This is a genomic window from Sphingomonas sp. NY01, assembly GCF_038809135.1.
GTDB lineage: Bacteria > Pseudomonadota > Alphaproteobacteria > Sphingomonadales > Sphingomonadaceae > Sphingomonas > Sphingomonas carotinifaciens.
The window spans coordinates 2,362,263-2,382,571 of sequence record NZ_CP101722.1 but is presented as its reverse complement, the minus strand read 5'-3'; the positions used below and the strand labels follow the sequence as shown (position 1 = coordinate 2,382,571).

Genomic DNA, 20,309 nt, shown 5'->3' with positions numbered 1-20,309 from the left:
GGCCTGCCGGTTTGCCGGGAGGCCTTTTTCGTTTTCTGGGGGTACGCGGTTTTCTGACTGGAGGTAGCATCAACCGACGCTTGCGTTGCGAATGGCGATCGAGTGCTTGGTATCGAGAGGTGCTCTCCCTTCGCCGGGTCTCTCGATCCGTCATCTCGACAAGCTCGATGCCTGTGCGAGACGAACGGGGTGGGAAGGATTGATGGTCGGCGATGAGCGTCCATCCTGCTTGGCCATGCCATGCAGTTGCCGCACTTGTTCGCCTTCCTTTTCCGATGCGGCAGGGGTGATACGGAAAGGGCCGCCCGGATTGCTCCGGGCGGCCCTTCCTGTTTTCACGTCGTAAGCGAGCGGGCGATCAGGCCTGCTGCTCCTCCGGCTGAACTTCGGCCGTCGCGCCGGGTTCGGCGTTGGGGTCGTAGTCCTCGGTGAAGCCGGCCTCGTCGCGCTCGAACATCTGCGACATGACGTCGACGCCCTGCGCCTGCATCTCGGCTTCTTCCGGGCTGCGGGCGACGTTGACCTTGACGGTCACGATGACCTCGGGGTGCAGCGCCACGCGCACCTCGTACACGCCGATCGCCTTGATCGGCTTGTCGAGGATGACCTGGCTCTTGGTGACCTTGTGGCCTTCGCCTTCCAGGATCTCGACCAGATCGCGCACCGCGACCGATCCGTAGAGCTGGCCGGTGTTCGACGCCTGACGGATCAGGGTGACGGTCACGTCGCCGAAGGTCTTGGCCTCCGCCTCGGCGTCGGAGCGACGCGCGGCGTTCTCGGCCTCGATCCGGGCGCGGTTCGCCTCGAACACCTTCTTGTTGGCTTCGTTGGCGCGCAGCGCCTTCTTGCGGGGCAGCAGGAAGTTGCGGGCAAAGCCGTCCTTCACCGTCACCACATCGCCGATGCCGCCGAGCTTCTCGACGCGCTCAAGCAGAATAACGTCCATGTGTAGGACTCCTTACTTCACGACGTAGGGCAGGAGCCCCAGGTGACGGGCGCGCTTGATCGCCTGGGCGAGTTCGCGCTGCTTCTTGGCGCTCACCGAGGTGATGCGCGACGGGACGATCTTGCCACGCTCGGACACGAAGCCCTGCAGCAGACGCACGTCCTTATAGTCGATCCGGGGCGCGTCCTTCGCGGAGAAGGGGCAGCTCTTGCGGCGGCGGAAAAACGGGCGGGCCATTATGCGGCTTCCTCTTCACGGTCACGACGGGGGCGTTCGCTGCGCTCGCCACGGTCGGCGCGACGCTCGCGGTCACGCTCCTGCTTGCGCATCATCACCGTCGGGCCGGCTTCATGCTCGTCGACCTTGACCGTCATGTAACGGATCACGTCTTCGTTGATCTGGGTCTGGCGCTCCAGCTCGGCGACCACGCCGGCCGGCGCGTCGATCTCGAGCATCACGTAATGCGCCTTGCGGTTCTTGGCGATGCGATACGCCAGCGAACGCAGGCCCCAGGTTTCGGTCTTGACGACCTTGCCCTGATTGTCCTCGACGATCTTCGTGGCGGCTTCCGCCAGCGCGTCCACCTGCGCCTGTGCCAGATCCTGGCGCGCAAGGAACACGTGCTCGTAAAGAGCCATGCAGCTTACCTTATGTTGGCCGATCGCTGACGCCCGCCCCATGCGGTACGCCCCTCCGGCTGTCGTCCATCGATGTAATGGCGCCGGGGCGGCGGACCGATGCCCGTCGCCCTGACGGTGCGGCCATAGCGATATCGGCGTGAAACGCAAGCTGCGATCGGCCCTTCGACGCTTGCCAGCGTGGAACAGGGTGCCTAACGCCCGCGGATCATTTGCCAACAGGGTAAGGCGGTCAAGGATCATGCGCGCGTTCATCTTTCCGGGTCAGGGCAGTCAGGCGGTGGGCATGGGGAAGGCCCTGGCGGAGGCCAGTGCGGTGGCCCGCGAAGTGTTCGGGGAGGTGGACGAGGCGCTGTCGCAGAACCTGTATCGGCTGATGTCCGAGGGACCGGCGGACGAGCTGATGCTGACCGCCAATGCGCAGCCCGCGATCATGGCCAATGCGGTTGCCACCCTGCGCGTGCTGGAGCGCGAGGGGGGCGTGCGGCTGTCGGAGAAGGCGGACTTCGTGGCGGGGCATTCACTGGGCGAATACAGCGCCTTGTGCGCGGCGGACGCGCTGGACCTGGCGACAACCGCACGGCTGCTGCGCCTGCGGGGTCAGGCGATGCAGGCCGCGGTGCCGGTGGGCGAGGGGGCGATGGCCGCCCTGCTGGGTGCCGACCTGGACAAGGCGCAGGTGATCGCCGGCGCGGCGGTGGATGCGATCCTGGCCGAAGGGGGCGAGGAACTGGTGTGCACCGTCGCCAACGACAATGATCCGTCGCAGGTGGTGATTTCGGGTCACCGCGCAGCGGTGGAGCGGGCGGTTTCGCTGGCCAAGGAACTGGGTGCCAAGCGCGCGGTGCTGCTGCCGGTGTCGGCGCCGTTCCATTGCCCGCTGATGCAACCGGCGGCCGATGCGATGGACGCGGCGCTGGCCGAGGCGGACCTGCGGGCGCCGCTGGTGCCGGTCTATGCCAATGTCGATGCGGTGGCGGTGGCCGATCCGGGCGTGATCCGCACGCTGCTGGTGCAGCAGGTGACGGGCATGGTGCGCTGGCGCGAATCGGTGGCGGCGATGACGCAGGCGGGCGTGACGCAGTTCGTGGAGTTCGGCGGCAAGGTGCTAACCCCGATGGTCAAGCGCATCGCGCCGGATGTGGATGCGGTGAGCGTGGTCGGCATGGACGATATCGAGGAATTGCTTAAAAGGCTTTGATGTTCACGCGAAGCCGCGAAGACGCGAAGATGATGGATCTGGAGGCGGCCGCTTCCGATGTCATCGACGTTTCGCTGCGGCTTCATCGTGATCTTGGGCCGGGTTTGCTGGAAAGCGTTTACGAGACGGTGCTTGCGGCCAAGTTGAGCGCGCTGGGCCACAGCGTCGAGCGGCAGATGCCGGTTTCGTTTACGTTTGAAGGGCTTTCGTTTGACGCGGCTTTCCGGGTCGACCTTGTGGTGGCCGGTGCGCTGCTTGTCGAAATCAAATCGGTCGAGCGGCTGAACGCCGCTCATGGCAAGCAGCTGCTGACCTATCTTCGACTGACGAAACAGCCCCTGGGGCTGCTCATCAATTTTGGAGGCGCAACGCTGAAGGAAGGGCTGCGACGTATCGTCAACGGCCACACCGCCTTCGCGTCTTCGCGTCTTCGCGTGAACCAATAAGGATTGCGAAGCATGTTCGATCTGACGGGAATGACGGCGCTGGTGACGGGGGCTTCGGGGGGATCGGGTCGGCGATCGCCCGGGCGTTGGCGGGGCAGGGGGCTCGGCTGGCGGTGTCCGGGTCGAACGTCGCGAAGCTGGAGGCGTTTCTGGGGGAGCTGGGGGGCGATCATGTCGCGCTGCCGTGCGACCTGTCCGACGCCGCGGCGGTGGATGCGCTGGTGCCGCAGGCGGTGGACGCACTGGGCGGCCGGCTGGACATCCTGGTCAACAATGCCGGGGTCACGCGCGACAACCTGACGATGCGGATGAAGGATGACGAATGGGATCAGGTGATCTCCGTCAATCTGGAGGCCGCGTTCCGCCTGATGCGCGCCGCCGCCAAGCCGATGATGAAGGCGCGGTTCGGCCGCGTGATCTCCATCACCTCGATCGTCGGCGCGACCGGCAATCCGGGGCAGGCGAACTATGCCGCGTCCAAGGCCGGCCTGGTCGGCATGTCCAAGGCGATCGCGCAGGAACTGGCGAGCCGCAACGTGACGGTGAACTGCGTCGCGCCGGGCTTCATCCGATCGGCGATGACCGACGTGCTGCCCGAGGTGCAGAAGACCGCGCTGCTGACCAAAATTCCCGCCGGCGACCTCGGCAAGGGGGAAGACATCGGCGCGGCAGTCGTCTATCTCGCCAGCCGCGAGGCCGGTTACGTGACCGGACAGACCTTGCATGTGAACGGCGGCATGGCGATGTTGTGAGCGAAGTCCGATGGGCTTCGAGTGGGCTGTAATCGGGGTCCAGGAGGAACCCGACGGGCTTGCCACAGCGTTTTGCCCGTTCTACGTGCGTTCAGAATACCGTTAAACCCCGCAGGATACGAAGAGGGATTACCATGAGCGAGACCGCCGACCGCGTGAAGAAGATCGTCGTCGAGCATCTCGGCGTCGAAGCCGACAAGGTGACCGAGGACGCGAGCTTCATCGACGATCTCGGTGCCGACAGCCTCGACATCGTCGAGCTCGTCATGGCGTTCGAGGAAGAGTTCGGGGTCGAGATCCCCGACGATGCCGCCGAGAAGATCACGACCGTCAAGGACGCGATCACGTACATCGACGAGCATAAGGGCTGATCCCTTCGGGGATTGACCTAGCCCGTCAAGGGCCGGAATTTAGCGGCTTCCCGACCCCGGCATAGTGGGCGGGGAGCCGTTTTCGTTGTGAATGGAGTGGAATATGCGGCGCGTCGTCGTCACCGGACTGGGTCTTGTCACGCCGCTGGGTGCTGACGTGGAAACCGCCTGGGCCAATCTGATCGCTGGCAAGTCGGGCGCCGGTCCGATCACCCGCTTCGATACCACGGGGCAGAAATGCACCATCGCGTGCGAGGTGAAGCCCAAGGATCACGAATATGGTTTCGACCCCGACAAGCGTGTCGACCACAAGGTCCAGCGTCAGGTCGATCCGTTCATCGTCTATGGCATCGACGCCGCCGGGCAGGCACTGGAAGATGCCGGCCTGACCAAGATGGACGAAGAGACGCGGCTGCGTGCGGGCGTGTCGATCGGATCGGGTATCGGCGGCCTGCCGGGCATCGAGCTCGAATCGGTCAATCTGGACCAGCGCGGCCCCGGACGGGTCAGCCCGCACTTCGTGCATGGCCGCCTGATCAACCTGATCTCGGGTCAGGTCAGCATCAAATACGGCCTGATGGGCCCCAACCATGCGGTGGTCACCGCCTGTTCGACGGGCGCGCACTCGATCGGTGACGCGGCGCGGATGATCCGCGACGACGATGCCGACATCATGCTGGCCGGTGGCGCGGAGAGCACGATCAACCCGCTGGGCGTGGCGGGCTTCGCACAGGCGCGCGCGCTGAACATGAGCATGAACGACCGGCCGACCGAGGCAAGCCGTCCCTATGACAAGGGCCGCGACGGCTTCGTGATGGGCGAGGGTGCGGGCGTCGTCGTGCTCGAGGAATATGAGCATGCCAAGGCGCGCGGCGCCAAGATCTATGCCGAAGTCGTCGGTTACGGCATGTCGGGCGACGCCTATCACGTCACCGCGCCGCATCCCGAAGGCAAGGGCGCCGAGAATGCGATGCGCATGGCGCTGCGCAAGGCGGGCATGGAGCCGTCGGACATCGATTACATCAACGCCCATGGCACGTCGACCATGGCGGACACGATCGAACTGGCGGCCGCCAAGCGGGTGTTCGGCGATGACCTGTCGGGCGCGTCCATGTCGAGCACCAAGTCGGCGATCGGCCATCTGCTCGGTGGCGCCGGTGCGGTCGAGAGCATCTTCTGCATCCTCGCGCTGCGGGACCAGATCGTGCCGCCGACGCTGAACCTCGACAATCCCGACGAGGGGACCGAGGGCGTCGACCTGGTGCCGCACACGGCCAAGAAGCGTGAGGTCAAGGCGGTGCTGAACAACTCCTTCGGCTTTGGCGGGACCAACGCCTCGCTGGTGATGAAGGCGATCTAAACGTCGATAGGTCAGGGTGCCGGGCTTGTCCGCGCGCTGACGCTCCCGCAAAGCGGGGGCATAAGGGGCGCTTCGCTTCTGTCGTTCGTTACGGACGGCGAGGCGGGGCGCCTCTGTTTATGACAAGCAGGTGAGGGACGATGCGCAAGCTGGGCTGTCTGTTGGTGCTGATCGCCGCCATCGTGCTGGCGGGGTTCGTCGCGGCGAACATGTGGGCGGGCGCCGGCCCGGCCGAGCGGCCGGTGACGGTGGTGGTGCCGCAGGGCGCCAGCCTGGCACGCGCGGCGACCGAGCTGGAACAGGCCGGGGCGATCCGCTCCGCCACCCGCTTCCGCCTGCTCGCGCGGGTCTTTGGCGGTGGCGGGTCGATCAAGGCGGGCGAGTATGACGTGCCCGCCGGAGCCAGCGCCAGCGAGGTCTATGCGCTGTTGCAGGACGGCAAGGTCCGCCAGCGGATGGTGGTGGTGCCGGAGGGTTACCCGTCGGCCCTGGTGCATGATGCGCTGATGCGGGCGGACGGCCTGACCGGGGAGGTGCCGGTGCCGGCCGAGGGGTCGATCCTGCCGGACAGCTACGCCTTTCAGCGTGGCGACACGCGCGCGGCCGTGGTGACGCGGATGCAGGCGGCGATGGACCGCTATCTGGCGGACGCCTGGGCGAAACGGAAACCCGACATCGCGGTATCGACGCCCGAACAGGCGATCATCCTCGCCTCGATCGTCGAGAAGGAAACGGGCAAGCCGTCCGAGCGGCGGATGGTGGCGGCGGTCTATGGCAACCGGCTGCGCATCGGCATGCCGTTGCAGGCGGACCCGACGGTGATCTATCCGATCACCAAGGGACGGCCGCTGGGGCGGCGCATCCTGCGGTCCGAACTGCATGCCAAAAATGGGTACAATACCTATGCCAGCGCCGGCCTGCCGGTGGGGCCGATCGCGAATCCGGGGCGGGCGTCGATCGATGCGGTGCTGAACCCCGCGTCGAGCCCGGCGCTGTATTTCGTGGCGGACGGGACGGGCGGGCATGTCTTCGCCAACACGCTGCCCGAGCATAACGCCAATGTGGAGAAATGGTACGCCATCCGCCGCTCGCGCGGAGAGATGTGAGGGGAGGGGGCCGGGGGTGACCGGCCCCTCGCTCGTTAAAAGGACTTAGAGACGGTCAGGCCGTAGGTGCGCGGATCGCCGGGCTGTCCGACGATCAGGCCGGTCGAGCCGGACTGGGTGGCGAGCAGCTCGTAATAATCATGGTCGAAGGCGTTGCGCAGCCAGGCAAAGACGTTCCAGCTGTTCGGTGCCTTGAAGCCCAGGCGGAAATTGGACAGGCTGTAGCCGTTCACGTCGGTATAGGCCGAGCGTGACGGGTTGGACGAGAATTTCGACCGGTAGCTGCCGTCATAGCCCAGGTAGAAGGCACCCTCGACCCCGGCGACGGTGGCGGGCAGGTCGTATTCCGCGCCGTAGGAAAAGGCCCAGCGCGAGATGCCGGGCAGCCACTGGCCCGAGATGTTGCAATTGTCCGGGCTGGCACCGGGGGTACCGGCGGGGGCGGGTGTCTGGCCCGGCTGGAGGGCGGTGCCGCCGGCGAGTTCGGGCGGGCAGGGCGCATCGACGAAGCGAACATATTTCGCGTCGGTGAAGGCGCCGTTGGCGTAGAGGTTGAGGCGCGAGGTCGGGCGGAAGGCGCTGTCGATCTCGATACCGCGGGTGCGGACCTTGCCGGCATTGGCCAGATAGCCGCGCAGCACGCCGACCTGATTGTTGGTGACGGTAGCCTGATAATCCTCGATCTCGGTCCAGAAGGCGGCGACGTTGACGGTCGCACGGCGGTCGGCGAACTGCGTCTTCAGGCCGAGTTCGAAGTGGTTGACCTTTTCCGGGTCGATGCGCGCCGATTCCAGGATCGGGTTGTTGTTGCGATCGAGCGGCAGGCCCGACAGGTTGATGCCGCCCGATTTGTAGCTGCGCGCATAGGTGGCATAATAGTGCACGTCGGGCGTGACGTCATAGGCGACGGTGATGTCGCCGGACACGTTCCAGTTGTCGAAACTGGGCTGATAGCTTTGCGGGGCGAGGACGCCGCGCTGGTCGGCGGTCAGCGGCGTGTTGGTGCCGTTGGTGACGACCGAGACATAGGAGCCGTCCTTCTTGTCATAGTTCAGGCGCAGGCCCGGTGAGATCGACAGGCGATCGGTGGCGTGCCAGGTCAGCTTGCCGAACAGCGCCGCCGACGTGTTCTTGAAGCCAATGGTGTTGCGCGAGGTCAGGCCGTCGAGGGTCGCGGGGTTGCGGCCGCCGGCGCTGGTCGGGTTGAGCAGGAAGGCGCTGGCGGCGGGGCCCTGTACCTGCAAACCCTGCGTGTCGATCGACTGCCAGAAGTAGAAGAGGCCGGCGACGTAATCGAGGCGGCGCTCTCCGGTCGAGGCGATGCGCAGTTCCTGGCTGACCTGGCTCTGCTGCGAGGGGTTGGCCGAGACGGTGGTGATGGGCAGGCCGATGAAATCGCGGTCGTTGGACGGGTCCCAATGCCAGAAGCGCCAGGCCGAAACCGAGGTGATCGCGGCCCCGCCGATATCCCAGTTGGCGAGCAGCGACAGGCCGCCCAGTTCCTGCCGGGCGCGCAGATCGGTGTCGACGTCGGTCAGCCGGTCGAAGGCGTTGGTGGAGGGGACGGCATAGCCCTGCGCGGCGGCGAGCGCGGCATATTGGCGGTTGAGCGGACGCTGGGTCGCGCCGGTGCGGGCATAATATTGCACGCAGCAATTGGGGTTCTGGCGGTTGTAATCGCCCGACAGGGTGAGGTCGAGCGTGGGGGTGGCGTGCCAGAGGATCTGGCTCTTCACACCGACATTGTCCTGGCTGTTCTGCCATTCGTCCTGCCGGACATTGTAGATCGTGCCGCGGCGAGTGGTGACGGAGGCGGAGAGGCGCATCGCGACCAGATCGTCGACCAGCGGGCCGGAAATCGAGGCCTTGCCCTGGAAGAAATCGAGATTGCCGCCGGTCAGCTCGACCCTGCCCTCCGGCGTGAAGCTGGGCGCGCGGGTGGAAATGTTGATCGCGCCGGCGGTGGTGTTCTTGCCGTAGAGCGTCCCTTGCGGCCCGCGCAGGATCTCGATGCGCTCGGTATCGGTGAAGTCGAACGTCGCGGACGCGATGCGGCTGTAATAGACCTGGTCGACATAGATGCCGACGCCCTGTTCGATCCCGTCGTTGGTGAGGCCGAAGGGGGCGCCCAGACCACGGATATTGGCGGCGGAATTGCGCGGGTTGGTGGAATAGAATTGCAGCGTCGGCTGAAGCTGGGTCAGGCGGCTGACGTTATAGGCGCCGGTTTCCGCCAGCGCGGTGCCGCCGATGACCGATATGGCGATGGGCACGGACTGCACGGTTTCGTTGCGGCGGCGCGCGGTGACGACGATGTCGCCGCCGCCCTGCTGCGCGGTGCCGAGGCGTCCCTGCTCGGCGGGGGGCGCGGGGTCCTGCGGTCCTGCCGTCTGGTCCGGCGGGGTCTGCTGGCCGGCGGCGATCTGGCCGGCGAGCAACAGCGCGAGCGTGAGCGACATGAACGATTTCCCTTTTGATCCCTGGTCGCCGCGTAATCTCTATTGATATGATGGATATTCAACATGGCTGTGCCTTGCCGGCGGCAAAGCGCAGCTATTGCGTCGAAATTCGCATCCTGGTTCTTGAATGGCGGTTGGCGCGAACCAAATAGGTTCCGTGCGGTGCCGCTACGGGCCGCGCCTGGATGTCGCAGCGAACTGGACATCCCGCAGACGTCAACTCGCTTCTTTTGGAGGTTTTGCAAATGCGACTCGACCTGACCCCTTATCGCCGTTCGACCATCGGCTTCGACCGGCTGTTCGACCTTCTCGAAACCAACGCACGCAGTGCCACGGCCGAGAATTATCCCCCCTTCAACCTCGAGCGTCTGGCCGAGGATCGGTATCGCATCACCATCGCGGTCGCCGGTTTCAGCCGTGACGAGATCGAGATCACCGCGCAGCAGAACCTGCTGCTCGTCGCCGGCCGCAAGGATGAAAAGGCGGGTGCGCCCAACTTCCTGCATGTCGGCATCGCCAATCGCTCGTTCGAGCGGCGCTTCGAACTCGCGGACTTCGTGTTCGTGGAGGATGCGCGCCTGAACGACGGGCTGCTCGTCATCGACCTCGTGCGCGAGGTGCCGGAGGCGATGAAGCCCAAGACGATCGCGATCAAGACGGGTCAGCCGCTCGCCGCGGTGGAGCATGTGGACCAGGGCGAAGCCCAGGCCGCATAAGCCCAAGCTCGGCGCCGACGTCGAACTCCCTTTGATACGGCGCCGCGGGGCGCCCGGGCCGAGAGGTCCGGGCGCTTTGTTTGTTTTGGGCGTTGCGCTGCTTGGGCGGCCTCTCACCCCCCATCGCTTTGCGATGGGTCCCCCCTCTCTCCCCGGAGGGGAGAGGGCTACTTAACAATCACACAAGCCGGCTTTGCTTCAGGGCGGCGCCGATGAAGCTGGCGAACAGGGGGTGGGGGTCGAACGGCTTGGACTTCAGCTCCGGGTGGAACTGCACGCCGACGAACCAGGGATGGTCGGGCCGCTCGACGATTTCGGGGAGCGTGCCGTCGGGCGACATGCCGGAAAAGACGAGGCCGCCCTTCTCCAGCGCTTCCTTGTAGCCGGTGTTCACTTCGTAGCGGTGACGATGGCGCTCGGAAATGTCGTTGCTGCCGTAGATGGAGGCGACGACGCTGTTGCCGGCCAGCTTGGCATCATAGGCGCCGAGCCGCATCGTGCCGCCCATGTCGCCGCTCGCCTCGCGCTTCTCCAGCCCGGCGCGGCCCATCCATTCGGTGATGAGGCCGACGACCGGCTGTTCGGTCGGGCCGAACTCGGTGGAGGAGGCATCCGCGATGCCGGCAAGGTCGCGCGCACCCTCGACGCAGGCCATCTGCATGCCGAAGCAGATGCCGAAATAGGGCACGTTGCGCTCGCGCGCGAAGCGGACCGCGGCGATCTTGCCCTCGGCACCGCGCTCGCCAAAAGCGCCGGGGACGAGGATGGCGTGGCACGGCTCCAGATGCTGGGCGACCTCGCCGTGATCGCCCTCGAACAGCTCGGCGTCGATCCAGCGGATGTTGACCTTCACCTTGTTGGCGATGCCGCCATGGACGAGCGCTTCGTTCAGCGACTTGTAGGCATCCTGCAGGCCGACATATTTGCCGACCACGCCGATCGTCACTTCGCCCTCCGGATTGGTGAGGCGGTCGACGATCTCGGTCCAGCGGGCCAGATCGGGGGCGGCGCCGGGTTCGATCCCGAAGGCGCGCAGCACCTCCGAATCGAGCCCTTCGGCGTGATATTGCAGCGGCACCGCATAGATGCTGGCCGCGTCGAGCGCGGGAATGACCGCGGAGGACGGCACGTTGCAGAACAGTGCGATCTTGGCGCGCTCCGACGGCGGCAGCGGCTTTTCGCAGCGGCAGACCAGCACGTCCGGCGCGACGCCGAGTGCGGCCAGTTCGCGCACCGAATGCTGGGTCGGCTTCGTCTTCAGCTCGCCGGCAGCGGCGATATAGGGGACGAGGGTGACGTGGATCGAGATCGAGCGGCCACGGCCAAGCTCGTTCTTCAGCTGGCGGATCGCCTCGATGAAGGGGAGCGATTCGATGTCGCCGACGGTGCCGCCGATCTCGCACAGCACGAAATCCAGATCCTCGCCGTCATCGTCCAGCGTATCGGCCTGGGCGAACGCCTTGATCGCGTCGGTGACGTGCGGGATGACCTGCACGGTGGCGCCCAGATAGTCGCCGCGACGCTCGCGCTCGATGATCGTCTTGTAGATCCGGCCCGAGGTGACGTTGTCCGACTGACGGCTGGCAACGCCGGTGAAGCGTTCATAATGGCCGAGATCGAGATCGGTCTCCGCCCCGTCGTCGGTGACGTACACCTCGCCATGCTGATACGGGCTCATCGTGCCCGGATCGACGTTCAGATAAGGGTCGAACTTGCGGATGCGCACGCGGTAGCCGCGTGCCTGAAGAAGAGCCGCAAGAGAGGCCGCCATGAGGCCCTTGCCGAGCGACGAGACCACGCCGCCGGTGATGAAAATATACCGCGCCATGGGAGGAACCGCCTAGCTTGGATGGGGGGTAGACGACAACAGCAAAGATGCACGCCCGCATGGGAATGCGGGCGAGCCGTGCCTGTTATCGTGACGAAAAACGAACGGCGTCAGCGCGCCAGCGGAACGGCCGAGTTGTCCGCGGGCTGGACGGGCGCTGCCGCATTGTCGGCCGGAACCGGGGCAGGGGCCGTGGCGGGCGCCGTCTGGGTCGCGGGCGGCGTGCGCGCCAGCGAGGTATCGATCTGCGGCGCGGCGCGGGTGGCCGCATAGACCGCGAGCACGATCGAGAAGCCGACGAACAGCGTCGCCAGCACCGCGGTGGCGCGGGTGAGGAAGTCCGCCGCGCCGCGTGCCGACATCAGCCCGGACGGACTGCCGCCCATGCCGAGCCCGCCACCCTCCGACCGCTGCATGAGGACCACCGTGACGAGAGCCGCGGCGATGATAGCGTGGACGACGAGCAGGAAGGCGAACATGGAGGGCTGGATTTCCCGGGCAAAGCTTGTGTGTAACGGCACGCACATAGGCGAGGGGTCGGTGGGGATCAACCGGCGTGCGCCGGACCGATCCGGACCTTTGCGTCACAAACGGTACGCAAACGCAGCGATTCGACGGAAACCTGCCGTGCCAAGCGGCGTTATGACAGCGAAACAACGCCCGGCAAATGCCCGGAACAGCTAGTGGATTCGCGAACGTGGCAGCACCTGTCGAAGCCCAGTCGCTGGCGGTATGGATGACCGCGCTGGTGGACTATGTGCGATCCGGTGAACCGGACCTGACCAATCGACAGATGGCACTGTTGATGGTGGTGTACCTGCGACCCGGCCCGCATACGGTGCGCGGTCTGGCGCGCTGTTTGAACGTGTCGAAGCCGGTGGTGACGCGTGCCTTGAACAGATTGGGCGCCCTCGGCTATCTGCGCCGCCAGCGCGACGACAGCGACAAGCGCAACATCTTCGTCGCACGCACATCTGAAGGGGCGGACTTTCTTGAAGAATTCGGGCATTTCATCGGTGAAGGCGACGCCCCAGCCCGGCACGGCTCCGTCCCGCAGGGCGTTCCAGCTTAGCGGGCCGACCGTTCGCCTGGACCCGCGTACCCATGCGGTGCGCGGCGACCTGGCGGACGTGCGCCTGGCCGAATACGTATTCGCCCCCCATTATGCCGCCCCGGTGCTACGCACGCTGCGACAGGCGACGTGCTTGCGTGTCGCACGCGAGAGGACAAGCGAAGTGATGGCCGATCTGGATGCCGGCACCCGTTTCGAGGTGCTGGAAGTGACCGGCGGCCTGGCCTGGGGTCTGGCGGCCGAGCAGGGGTTGGCGGGCTATGTCGATGCCGACCTGCTGGACGAGGCGGCATGAGCGCGACCGTCTTCATCGATGGTGCGGCCGGCACCACGGGGCTGGAGATCCGCGAACGGCTGGCGGGGCGCAGCGATCTGTCGGTCGTGACGCTGCCCGAGGAACGGCGCAAGGATGCGGCGGCGCGCGCCGAGGCGCTCAACGATGCCGATTTCGTGATCCTGTGCCTGCCCGACGATGCGGCGCGCGAGGCGGTGTCGCTGATCGCCAACGACCGGACGCGGGTGGTGGATGCCTCCACCGCGCACCGGGTGGCACCGGACTGGACCTATGGCTTTGCCGAACTGGAGCCGGACCAGGCGGAGAAGATCGCCGGGGCGCGGTTCGTGTCCAATCCGGGCTGCTACCCCACCGGGTTCCTGGCGCTGGTGCGGCCGCTGGTGCGGGCCGGGCTGGTGGCGGCCGATGCCGCGCTGTCGGTCTATGCCGCGTCCGGCTATTCGGGTGGCGGCAAGGCGATGATCGCCGAATATGAGGCACCGGGCGCGTCCGCCTTCCGTCCCTATGGCCTGGGGCTGGCGCACAAGCATATTCCGGAGATGCAGGCGCATGCCGGGCTGACCCGCGCGCCGATCTTCGCGCCCGCCGTGGTGCCGACCTATCGCGGCATGGTGGTCGAAGTGCCGTTGTTCCTCCACGCCGACTGGGACGCGGTGGAGGATGCGCTGGCCAAGGCCTATGCCGACAGCGCGCTGGTATCGGTGGCGAGCGGCGATATCGGCGCGATCGGCATCGAGGAAAATGCCGGAACGGACCGGATGACCTTGCGCCTGTGCGGCAATCGCGCCACGGGACAGGCGCGGCTGGTCGCCACGCTCGACAATCTCGGCAAGGGTGCCGGGGGTGCAGCGGTCCAGAACCTCAATATCATGGCCGGGCTCGATCCGGTCGCAGGGCTAGTCCTGTAAGGAGACACCATGACGCGCAACCCCGTGGGCAAGCTTCTGCTGTTCGGTGCGACCGGCGATCTGGCGCAGCGCATGCTGCTGCCGTCGCTGTACGGCCTTCACGCCGATGGGCTGTTGCCCGACGGGTTGACGATCACGGGCACCGCGCGTTCCGATCATGACGATGCCAGCTTCCGCGCCTTTGCCGCGCACGCGCTGGACACGTTCCTGCCCGCCGACCGCAAGGACGAGGGCGCGATCAAGGGCTTCCTGGAGCGGTTGCAATATCAGGCGCTCGATGCATCCTCGCTGGAAGGCTTCCCGACGCTGGCCGAAAAGGTCGGCGACGTGTCGGGTGGCCTTGCCATCTACCTGTCGACCGCGCCGAGCCTGTTCGAATCGACGATCAAGGGCCTGGAGTCGGTCGGGCTGGCCGGCAACACGGTGCGGATCGGTCTGGAAAAGCCGCTCGGCTACGATCTTGCGTCGTCCAAGGAGATCAACGACGCGGTCGCCTTCGCCTTTCCGGAGGAGCGCACGTTCCGCATCGACCATTATCTGGGCAAGGAGACGGTCCAGAACATCCTGGCGCTGCGCTTCGGCAACTTCTTCTTCGAGCCGATCTGGAATGCGCACGGCATCGACAATGTGCAGATCACCATCGCCGAGACGGTTGGGCTGGAAGAACGCGCAGGCTATTATGAAAGCGCGGGCGCGCTGCGCGACATGGTGCAGAACCATATCCTGCAACTGCTCGCGCTGATCGCGATGGAGCCGCCGGCGCGGTTCGACGGCACCGCGGTTCGCGACGAAAAGGCCAAGGTCTTTCGCTCGCTGCGCCTGATGGAGCCGCAGGAGGTGCCGCACGTGACCGTCACCGGCCAGTATGGCGACGGCGCGGTGGGCGGCAAGATCGTCAAATCCTATGCCGAGGAACTGGGCAAGCCGTCCTCGACGGAGACCTTTGTCGCGATCAAGGCGCATGTCGACAATTGGCGCTGGCAGGGGGTGCCCTTCTACCTGCGTACCGGCAAGCGGATGGCGACGCGGCGCAGCGAGATCGCGATCCAGTTCAAGCCGGTGCCGCATTCGATGTTCGCGGGGCGCGGCGGGCTGCTCCAGCCCAACACGCTGATCATCCGGTTACAGCCGGAGGAATATATCCAGCTGCTGGTGATGGCCAAGGAACCGGGGCTGGACCGCGACGGCATCCGCCTGCGCGAGGTGCCGCTGAACCTGTCGATGGACGCCGAGTTCGCGGGCAAGCGCCGCCGCATCGCCTATGAACGTCTGCTGCTCGACCTGATCGAGGGCGACCAGACGCTGTTCGTGCGGCGCGACGAGGTGGAGGCGCAGTGGGCCTGGATCGATTCGATCCGCGCCGGCTGGGACGCCAATGCGATGAAGCCGAAAAGCTATGCCAGCGGAAGCTGGGGCCCATCCGCCGCGATCGCGCTGACCGAGCGCGACGGCGTGACGTGGCAGGACGACTGATACGCCGCTGGCCGCACGAGCGGGCCATCGCGGATGCACAAGGACAGGATATATGACCGAGATCGAATGGTGGGATTATGAGGACGCGGCCGAGATGGCCGATGCCCTTGCCGGCGATATCCAGTTCATCATCGAGGCGGCGATCGATGCGCGCGGCGCGGCGGTGATCGCGCTGGCCGGCGGCAAGACGCCGCTGCCGATCTATGAAAAGCTGGTCAAGGCCAAGCTGGACTGGAAGCGGGTGACGATCCTGCCGACCGACGAGCGCATCGTGCCGCTGGGCGACCCGCTGTCGAACGTCACCGCGCTGGGCAAGACCTTCATCCCCAAGGGTGCGCGGGTGATCCCGATCGTGCCGGCGGCGACCGAGGACTACAAGGCCGCGGGCCGGTCGGCGGACGCGCTGTGCCAGGATCTGCACTGGCCGCTGGACCTCTGCCTGCTGGGCGTGGGCGGCGACGGGCATACCGCCTCGATCTTCCCCGGTCCTGATTTTGACGAGGCGCTGAACGGCCCCAAGGAGCGCCGCGCGCTGGGCGTGATGCCCGAACCGCTGCCGCCCGAGGCGCCGGTCGCGCGCGTGACGCTGAGCCGCGCGGGCATCGCGTCGGCGCGCGCGCTGATGATCGCGATTTCGGGCAAGGCGAAGAAGAAGGTGCTGGAGGACGCGATCAAGCAGGGTGCGTCGTCCGCCTATCCGATCGGCCGGGTGCTGGCCGAGGTGGAATTGCCCGTCGATATCCATTGGAGCGAACAGTGACGCTGAACGCTGCCGTTTCCGCGGTCACCGACCGCATCATCGAACGGTCGCGGCCGGGGCGTCAGGCCTATCTGGACCTGATCGCGCGCGAGGCGGCGACGGCGATCCGGCGACCGAATCTGGGCTGTGCCAATCTGGCGCATGCCTATGCCGGGACGGATGAAGACCGCGAGGCGATGAAGGCCGATCGCGGCATGAACATCGGCATCGTCACCGCCTATAACGACATGCTGTCCGCGCACGCCGTCTACTACCGCTACCCGGAACTGATGAAGGTCTGGGCACGCGAGGTGGGGGCGACCGCGCAGGTGGCGGGCGGCGTGCCCGCGATGTGCGACGGCGTGACGCAGGGCTATGCCGGCATGGAGCTGTCGCTGTTCAGTCGCGACACCATTGCACTCGCGACCGCGGTGGCGCTGAGCCACGGGACGTTCGAAGGGGCAGCCCTTCTCGGCATCTGCGACAAGATCGTGCCCGGCCTGCTGATGGGTGCGCTGCGCTTCGGGCATCTGCCGATGATCCTGATCCCCGGCGGGCCGATGGCGACGGGCCTGGCCAACAAGCAGAAGGCGGCGGTGCGCGAAGCCTATGCGGAAGGCAAGGCGACGCGCGAGGAACTGCTCGACGCCGAGATCGCCGCCTATCACGGCAAGGGCACCTGCACCTTTTACGGCACGGCCAACACCAACCAGATGATGATGGAGGTGATGGGCCTGCACATGCCGGGCGCCGCCTTCGTCAATCCGGGCACCAAGCTGCGCCAGGAACTGACCCGCGCCGCCGTGCACCGGCTGGCGGGGATCGGGCATCGCGGCGAGAACTGGCGCCCGCTGGGTCACTGCGTCGATGAAAAGGCGATCGTCAACGCAGCGGTCGGCCTGCTCGCGACGGGCGGATCGACCAACCATCTGCTGCACCTGCCCGCCATCGCGCGCGCGGCGGGGATCGTGATCGACTGGGAGGATTTCGACCGGTTGTCGGCCAGCGTGCCGCTGATCGCGCGGGTCTATCCCAACGGCTCGGCCGACGTGAACGGGTTCGAGGCGGCGGGTGGCATGCCGTTCGTCATCCGCGAGCTGCTGGGCGCAGGGCTGCTCCACGGCGATATCATGACCGTGGCGGGCGAGGACCTGTCGGCCTATGCGAACCGGCCGGTGCTGGACGCGGCGGACGCGCTGGCCTGGGAGCCGGTGGGGGAGAGCGGGGACGAGAGCATTCTGAGGACGGCGGCGGCGCCGTTTTCGGCAGATGGAGGGATGCGTATCCTGTCCGGCAATATCGGGCGGGCGTGCATCAAGGTGTCGGCGGTCGAGCGCGAGCGCTGGGTGGTCGAGGCGCCGGCGCGGGTGTTCACCGACCAGGCGGACGTGCTGGCGGCGTTCAAGGCGGGCGAGCTGGAGCGGGACGTGGTGGTCGTCATGCGCTTCCAGGGCCCCCGGGCCAACGGCATGCCCGAGCTGCACAAGCTGACCCCGCCGCTGGGCGTGTTGCAGAATCGCGGGTTCCGGGTGGCGCTGGTCACCGATGGCCGCATGTCGGGCGCGAGCGGCAAGGTGCCGTGCGCGATCCATCTGAGCCCGGAAGCGCTGGGCGGCGGACCGATCGGCCGTATCCGCGACGGCGACATCATCCGGCTGGATGCGGTGGCCGGCACGCTGGACGCGCTGGTCGACCCCGCCGAATGGGAAGCACGGCCGCTGGCCGACGCACCGCCCGCCGCGAACGGCATGGGTCGCGAATTGTTCGGCCTGTTCCGCGGTCTGGCGGACGAGGCGGAAAAGGGCGCGTCCGCCGTGCTGGCCGGCGCGGGGCTGTAAGAGAAGAACCGCATGCAGGCCGCCGCCCGGTCGTGGCGGGCGGCATGCGTGCGGTGGCGAGCAGGGGAAGAGGATCAATGGAAGTCGTAGCCGTCGATATCGGAGGCACCCACGCCCGCTTCGCCATTGCCGAGGTGGAAGGGGGCCGCGTCGTCAGACTGGGCGAGGTCAGCACGCAGAAGACGGCTGAACATGCCTCGCTGCAGACCGCGTGGCAGGCATTCGAGGCCGAGGTCGGCCGGGCGCTGCCGAGAGCGGCGGCGCTGGCCATCGCATCGCCGATCACCGGCGACGTGATCCGCCTGACCAACAATCCCTGGGTGATCCGCCCGTCGCTGATCCCCGAGCGGCTGGGCGCCGACATATATACCGTCATCAATGATTTCGGTGCGGTCGGCCATGCGGTCGCGCAGGTATCCGACGAGCATTTCCTGCACCTGTGCGGACCGGACGAGCCGCTTCCCGCCACCGGCATCACCACGGTATGCGGCCCCGGCACCGGGCTGGGCGTGGCGCAGGTGTTCAAGACGGGCGGCTATTACCATGTGCTGGAAACCGAGGGCGGGCACATGGATTATTCGCCGCTGGACGGGATCGAGGATGCCTTCCTGCGCCGGCTGCGTCGCACCTTTACCCGCGTGTCCGCCGAGCGCATCTGCTCTGGCCCCGGGATCGTCGCGATCTACGAGACGCTGGCGGAGATGGAGGGGCGCGCCGTGCCCAGCCGCGACGACAAGGCGATCTGGACCGAGGCGCTGGAGGGCACCGATTCGATCGCGCTGGCGGCGCTCGACCGCTTCTGCCTCGCACTGGGCGCAGTGGCGGGCGACTTCGCGCTGGTGCAGGGCGCCAAGGGCGTGGTGATCGCCGGCGGACTGGGTTTCCGCATCAAGGGCAAGCTGATCCGCTCCGGCTTCGACCAGCGCTTCGTCGCCAAGGGCCGCTTCCAGTCGATGATGGCGAAGCTGCCCGTCAAGCTCATCACCCATCCGCAGCCCGGACTGTTCGGCGCCGCCGCGGCGTTCGCGCAGCAGCATACCGCCTGATTTCCGATCCACGGGGAACCGATCCAATGACCGATATCGCCACCATCATGCAGACCAGCGCCGTCATCCCGGTGCTGGTGATCGAGGATGCCGCCACCGCCAAACCGCTGGCCGAGGCGCTGGTCGCCGGCGGCCTGCGCGTCCTGGAAGTGACGCTGCGTACGCCGGCGGCGCTGGAGGCGATGGCCGAGATGAAAAAGGTGCCCGGCGCGATCGTCGGTGCCGGCACGGTCGTGAACGAGCAGCAGTTGCGCGACGTTGCGGACGCAGGGGCCGAGTTCATCGTGTCGCCCGGCCTGACCGACCGGCTGGGCCGCGCGGTGATCGACAGCGGCATCGCCTATCTGCCTGGAATTGCCACCGCAGGCGACATCATGCGCGGGCTGGACCTGGGGCTGACCCATTTCAAGTTCTTTCCGGCCGAGACGAGCGGCGGGTTGAAGGCGCTGAAGGCGCTGGCGGCACCCTTCTATCAGGCGCGATTCTGCCCGACCGGCGGGATCACCGAGGCGTCGGCGCCCGACTGGCTGGCGTTCAAGCCGGTGCTGTGCGTCGGCGGAAGCTGGGTAACCGGCGGGTCGATGGCGGATGTTGAGGCAAAGGCGCGGGCGGCCGCGGGTTTGCGGGGGTAGTATCCTCCTTCCCCTCTCCCCTTTCCGGGGAGAGGGCGCTGGATCGCTCGTCGTTTCCTGACCTCCGTGCCACGCACGCAAGATCATAAACCACATCAATCAGCCACCTGCCGTTCATCTTCGCTGCGCTAGGTAAAAATCCCGTCCAGGGCGCCGGAGTCGGCGGTGGGAACGGCAGTCTGGAAGCTCCCCGTATCTCATGTCGGCTTCGGCGGCATTCCGGCGGAAACAATTGCGGTTCCGCGTGGTTCTGCTGCACGGCATGTTGCCGAAAAAGCAAACGCCCGGACCGTTGCCGATCCGGGCGCCTGCGTGACGATCGCTCGTCAGCCCCCTTGTCCCGCTCTCGCTCCAGCCCCTTGAAAGGCGGGCGGAAGAGCATTCCCCGAACCACGGCCGTTGCCTGTGTCTCAAGTGAGTTCTTGCTAGGTAAGCCACCGGGCTTTGTCACGCGTCATCAAGACGAGCTTACACGATTGGCCG

The 20,309-nt window shown here is 66.6% G+C and carries 20 protein-coding genes and 1 pseudogene; 15 read left to right on the top strand and 6 right to left on the bottom strand.

Translation table 11 applies throughout. The annotated features are described in order from the left end of the window. Positions 1–358: 358 nt before the first annotated feature. From rplI to rpsF, 3 genes are read right to left on the bottom strand one after another with little or no spacing between them, the layout of a single operon-like run. A complete protein-coding gene (gene rplI, locus NPJ82_RS11495) occupies positions 359–946 on the bottom strand; it encodes a 50S ribosomal protein L9 (RefSeq protein WP_112382723.1) in 588 nt (195 codons plus the stop codon). Positions 947–958: 12 nt separating this feature from the next. Further along, positions 959–1,183 (bottom strand): 30S ribosomal protein S18, encoded by a 225-nt coding sequence (rpsR, locus tag NPJ82_RS11490; protein WP_007403456.1) that lies wholly within the window; start codon positions 1,181–1,183, stop codon positions 959–961. Continuing rightward, a complete protein-coding gene (gene rpsF, locus NPJ82_RS11485; RefSeq protein ID WP_112382724.1) occupies positions 1,183–1,584 on the bottom strand; it encodes a 30S ribosomal protein S6 in 402 nt (133 codons plus the stop codon). Before rpsF ends, rpsR begins: the two co-directional genes overlap by 1 nt. Positions 1,585–1,825: 241 nt before the next feature. Between rpsF and fabD the strand changes: the two genes are divergently transcribed. The 6 genes and pseudogenes from fabD (at position 1,826) to mltG (ending at position 6,820) form a co-directional block, all read left to right on the top strand. Continuing rightward, complete coding sequence (fabD, locus tag NPJ82_RS11480; RefSeq protein WP_342657451.1) at positions 1,826–2,785, top strand: ACP S-malonyltransferase; 960 nt, start codon at positions 1,826–1,828, stop codon at positions 2,783–2,785. A 29-nt stretch (positions 2,786–2,814) separates the two neighbouring features. After that, positions 2,815–3,231 carry a GxxExxY protein gene (locus NPJ82_RS11475; protein ID WP_149680745.1) on the top strand — a complete coding sequence of 139 codons (417 nt, stop codon included), beginning with the start codon at positions 2,815–2,817 and terminating at the stop codon, positions 3,229–3,231. Between the two features lie 12 nt (positions 3,232–3,243). Then, positions 3,244–3,983 (top strand): annotated as a pseudogene (fabG, locus tag NPJ82_RS11470) (3-oxoacyl-[acyl-carrier-protein] reductase). A gap of 134 nt (positions 3,984–4,117) precedes the next feature. After that, entirely contained in the window at positions 4,118–4,354 is a 237-nt protein-coding gene (locus tag NPJ82_RS11465; protein ID WP_019515010.1) for an acyl carrier protein, read from the top strand. Positions 4,355–4,457: 103 nt separating this feature from the next. Next, positions 4,458–5,714, top strand: a complete 1,257-nt coding sequence (gene fabF / locus NPJ82_RS11460) for a beta-ketoacyl-ACP synthase II (RefSeq protein ID WP_342657450.1) — start codon at positions 4,458–4,460, stop codon at positions 5,712–5,714. A gap of 140 nt (positions 5,715–5,854) precedes the next feature. Continuing rightward, the gene (mltG, locus tag NPJ82_RS11455) at positions 5,855–6,820 is read left to right on the top strand and encodes an endolytic transglycosylase MltG (protein WP_342657449.1); all 966 of its coding nucleotides are present in this window, start codon (positions 5,855–5,857) and stop codon (positions 6,818–6,820) included. A gap of 35 nt (positions 6,821–6,855) precedes the next feature. On the opposite strand, the gene NPJ82_RS11450 is transcribed toward mltG, so the two are convergent. Beyond that, positions 6,856–9,279 (bottom strand): TonB-dependent receptor, encoded by a 2,424-nt coding sequence (locus tag NPJ82_RS11450; protein WP_149680742.1) that lies wholly within the window; start codon positions 9,277–9,279, stop codon positions 6,856–6,858. Positions 9,280–9,524: 245 nt separating this feature from the next. On the opposite strand from NPJ82_RS11450, the gene NPJ82_RS11445 reads away from it, so the two are divergent. Then, a complete protein-coding gene (locus NPJ82_RS11445; RefSeq protein WP_112382730.1) occupies positions 9,525–9,995 on the top strand; it encodes an Hsp20 family protein in 471 nt (156 codons plus the stop codon). A gap of 178 nt (positions 9,996–10,173) precedes the next feature. Here the strand turns inward: NPJ82_RS11445 and NPJ82_RS11440 are convergent, their stop codons facing one another. Continuing rightward, positions 10,174–11,823 carry a CTP synthase gene (locus NPJ82_RS11440; protein WP_112382731.1) on the bottom strand — a complete coding sequence of 550 codons (1,650 nt, stop codon included), beginning with the start codon at positions 11,821–11,823 and terminating at the stop codon, positions 10,174–10,176. 110 nt (positions 11,824–11,933) lie between these two features. Beyond that, positions 11,934–12,302 (bottom strand): preprotein translocase subunit SecG, encoded by a 369-nt coding sequence (gene secG, locus NPJ82_RS11435; protein WP_342657448.1) that lies wholly within the window; start codon positions 12,300–12,302, stop codon positions 11,934–11,936. 257 nt (positions 12,303–12,559) lie between these two features. Here secG and NPJ82_RS11430 point away from each other — a divergent pair, with 257 nt between their 5' ends. The 8 genes from NPJ82_RS11430 (at position 12,560) to eda (ending at position 19,826) form a co-directional block, all read left to right on the top strand. Then, positions 12,560–12,895, top strand: coding sequence for a MarR family transcriptional regulator (locus tag NPJ82_RS11430; RefSeq protein WP_112382913.1), 336 nt, complete (start codon positions 12,560–12,562; stop codon positions 12,893–12,895). After that, the gene (locus tag NPJ82_RS11425) at positions 12,840–13,190 is read left to right on the top strand and encodes an SH3 domain-containing protein (RefSeq protein ID WP_342657447.1); all 351 of its coding nucleotides are present in this window, start codon (positions 12,840–12,842) and stop codon (positions 13,188–13,190) included. Before NPJ82_RS11430 ends, NPJ82_RS11425 begins: the two co-directional genes overlap by 56 nt. Further along, positions 13,187–14,098 (top strand): N-acetyl-gamma-glutamyl-phosphate reductase, encoded by a 912-nt coding sequence (gene argC / locus NPJ82_RS11420; RefSeq protein ID WP_342657446.1) that lies wholly within the window; start codon positions 13,187–13,189, stop codon positions 14,096–14,098. The genes NPJ82_RS11425 and argC overlap by 4 nt, the downstream gene beginning before the upstream one ends. A 9-nt stretch (positions 14,099–14,107) precedes the next feature. Beyond that, the gene (zwf, locus tag NPJ82_RS11415) at positions 14,108–15,571 is read left to right on the top strand and encodes a glucose-6-phosphate dehydrogenase (protein WP_149680738.1); all 1,464 of its coding nucleotides are present in this window, start codon (positions 14,108–14,110) and stop codon (positions 15,569–15,571) included. A 52-nt stretch (positions 15,572–15,623) separates the two neighbouring features. After that, positions 15,624–16,331: a 6-phosphogluconolactonase gene (gene pgl, locus NPJ82_RS11410; protein ID WP_267349755.1), complete on the top strand. Its 708-nt coding sequence runs from the start codon at positions 15,624–15,626 to the stop codon at positions 16,329–16,331. Next, positions 16,328–18,148 carry a phosphogluconate dehydratase gene (gene edd / locus NPJ82_RS11405; protein ID WP_342657445.1) on the top strand — a complete coding sequence of 607 codons (1,821 nt, stop codon included), beginning with the start codon at positions 16,328–16,330 and terminating at the stop codon, positions 18,146–18,148. Before pgl ends, edd begins: the two co-directional genes overlap by 4 nt. Before the next feature lie 77 nt (positions 18,149–18,225). Next, complete coding sequence (gene glk / locus NPJ82_RS11400) at positions 18,226–19,194, top strand: glucokinase (protein ID WP_342657444.1); 969 nt, start codon at positions 18,226–18,228, stop codon at positions 19,192–19,194. A gap of 26 nt (positions 19,195–19,220) precedes the next feature. Next, positions 19,221–19,826: a bifunctional 4-hydroxy-2-oxoglutarate aldolase/2-dehydro-3-deoxy-phosphogluconate aldolase gene (gene eda / locus NPJ82_RS11395; protein ID WP_112382739.1), complete on the top strand. Its 606-nt coding sequence runs from the start codon at positions 19,221–19,223 to the stop codon at positions 19,824–19,826. Positions 19,827–20,309: the final 483 nt, after the last annotated feature.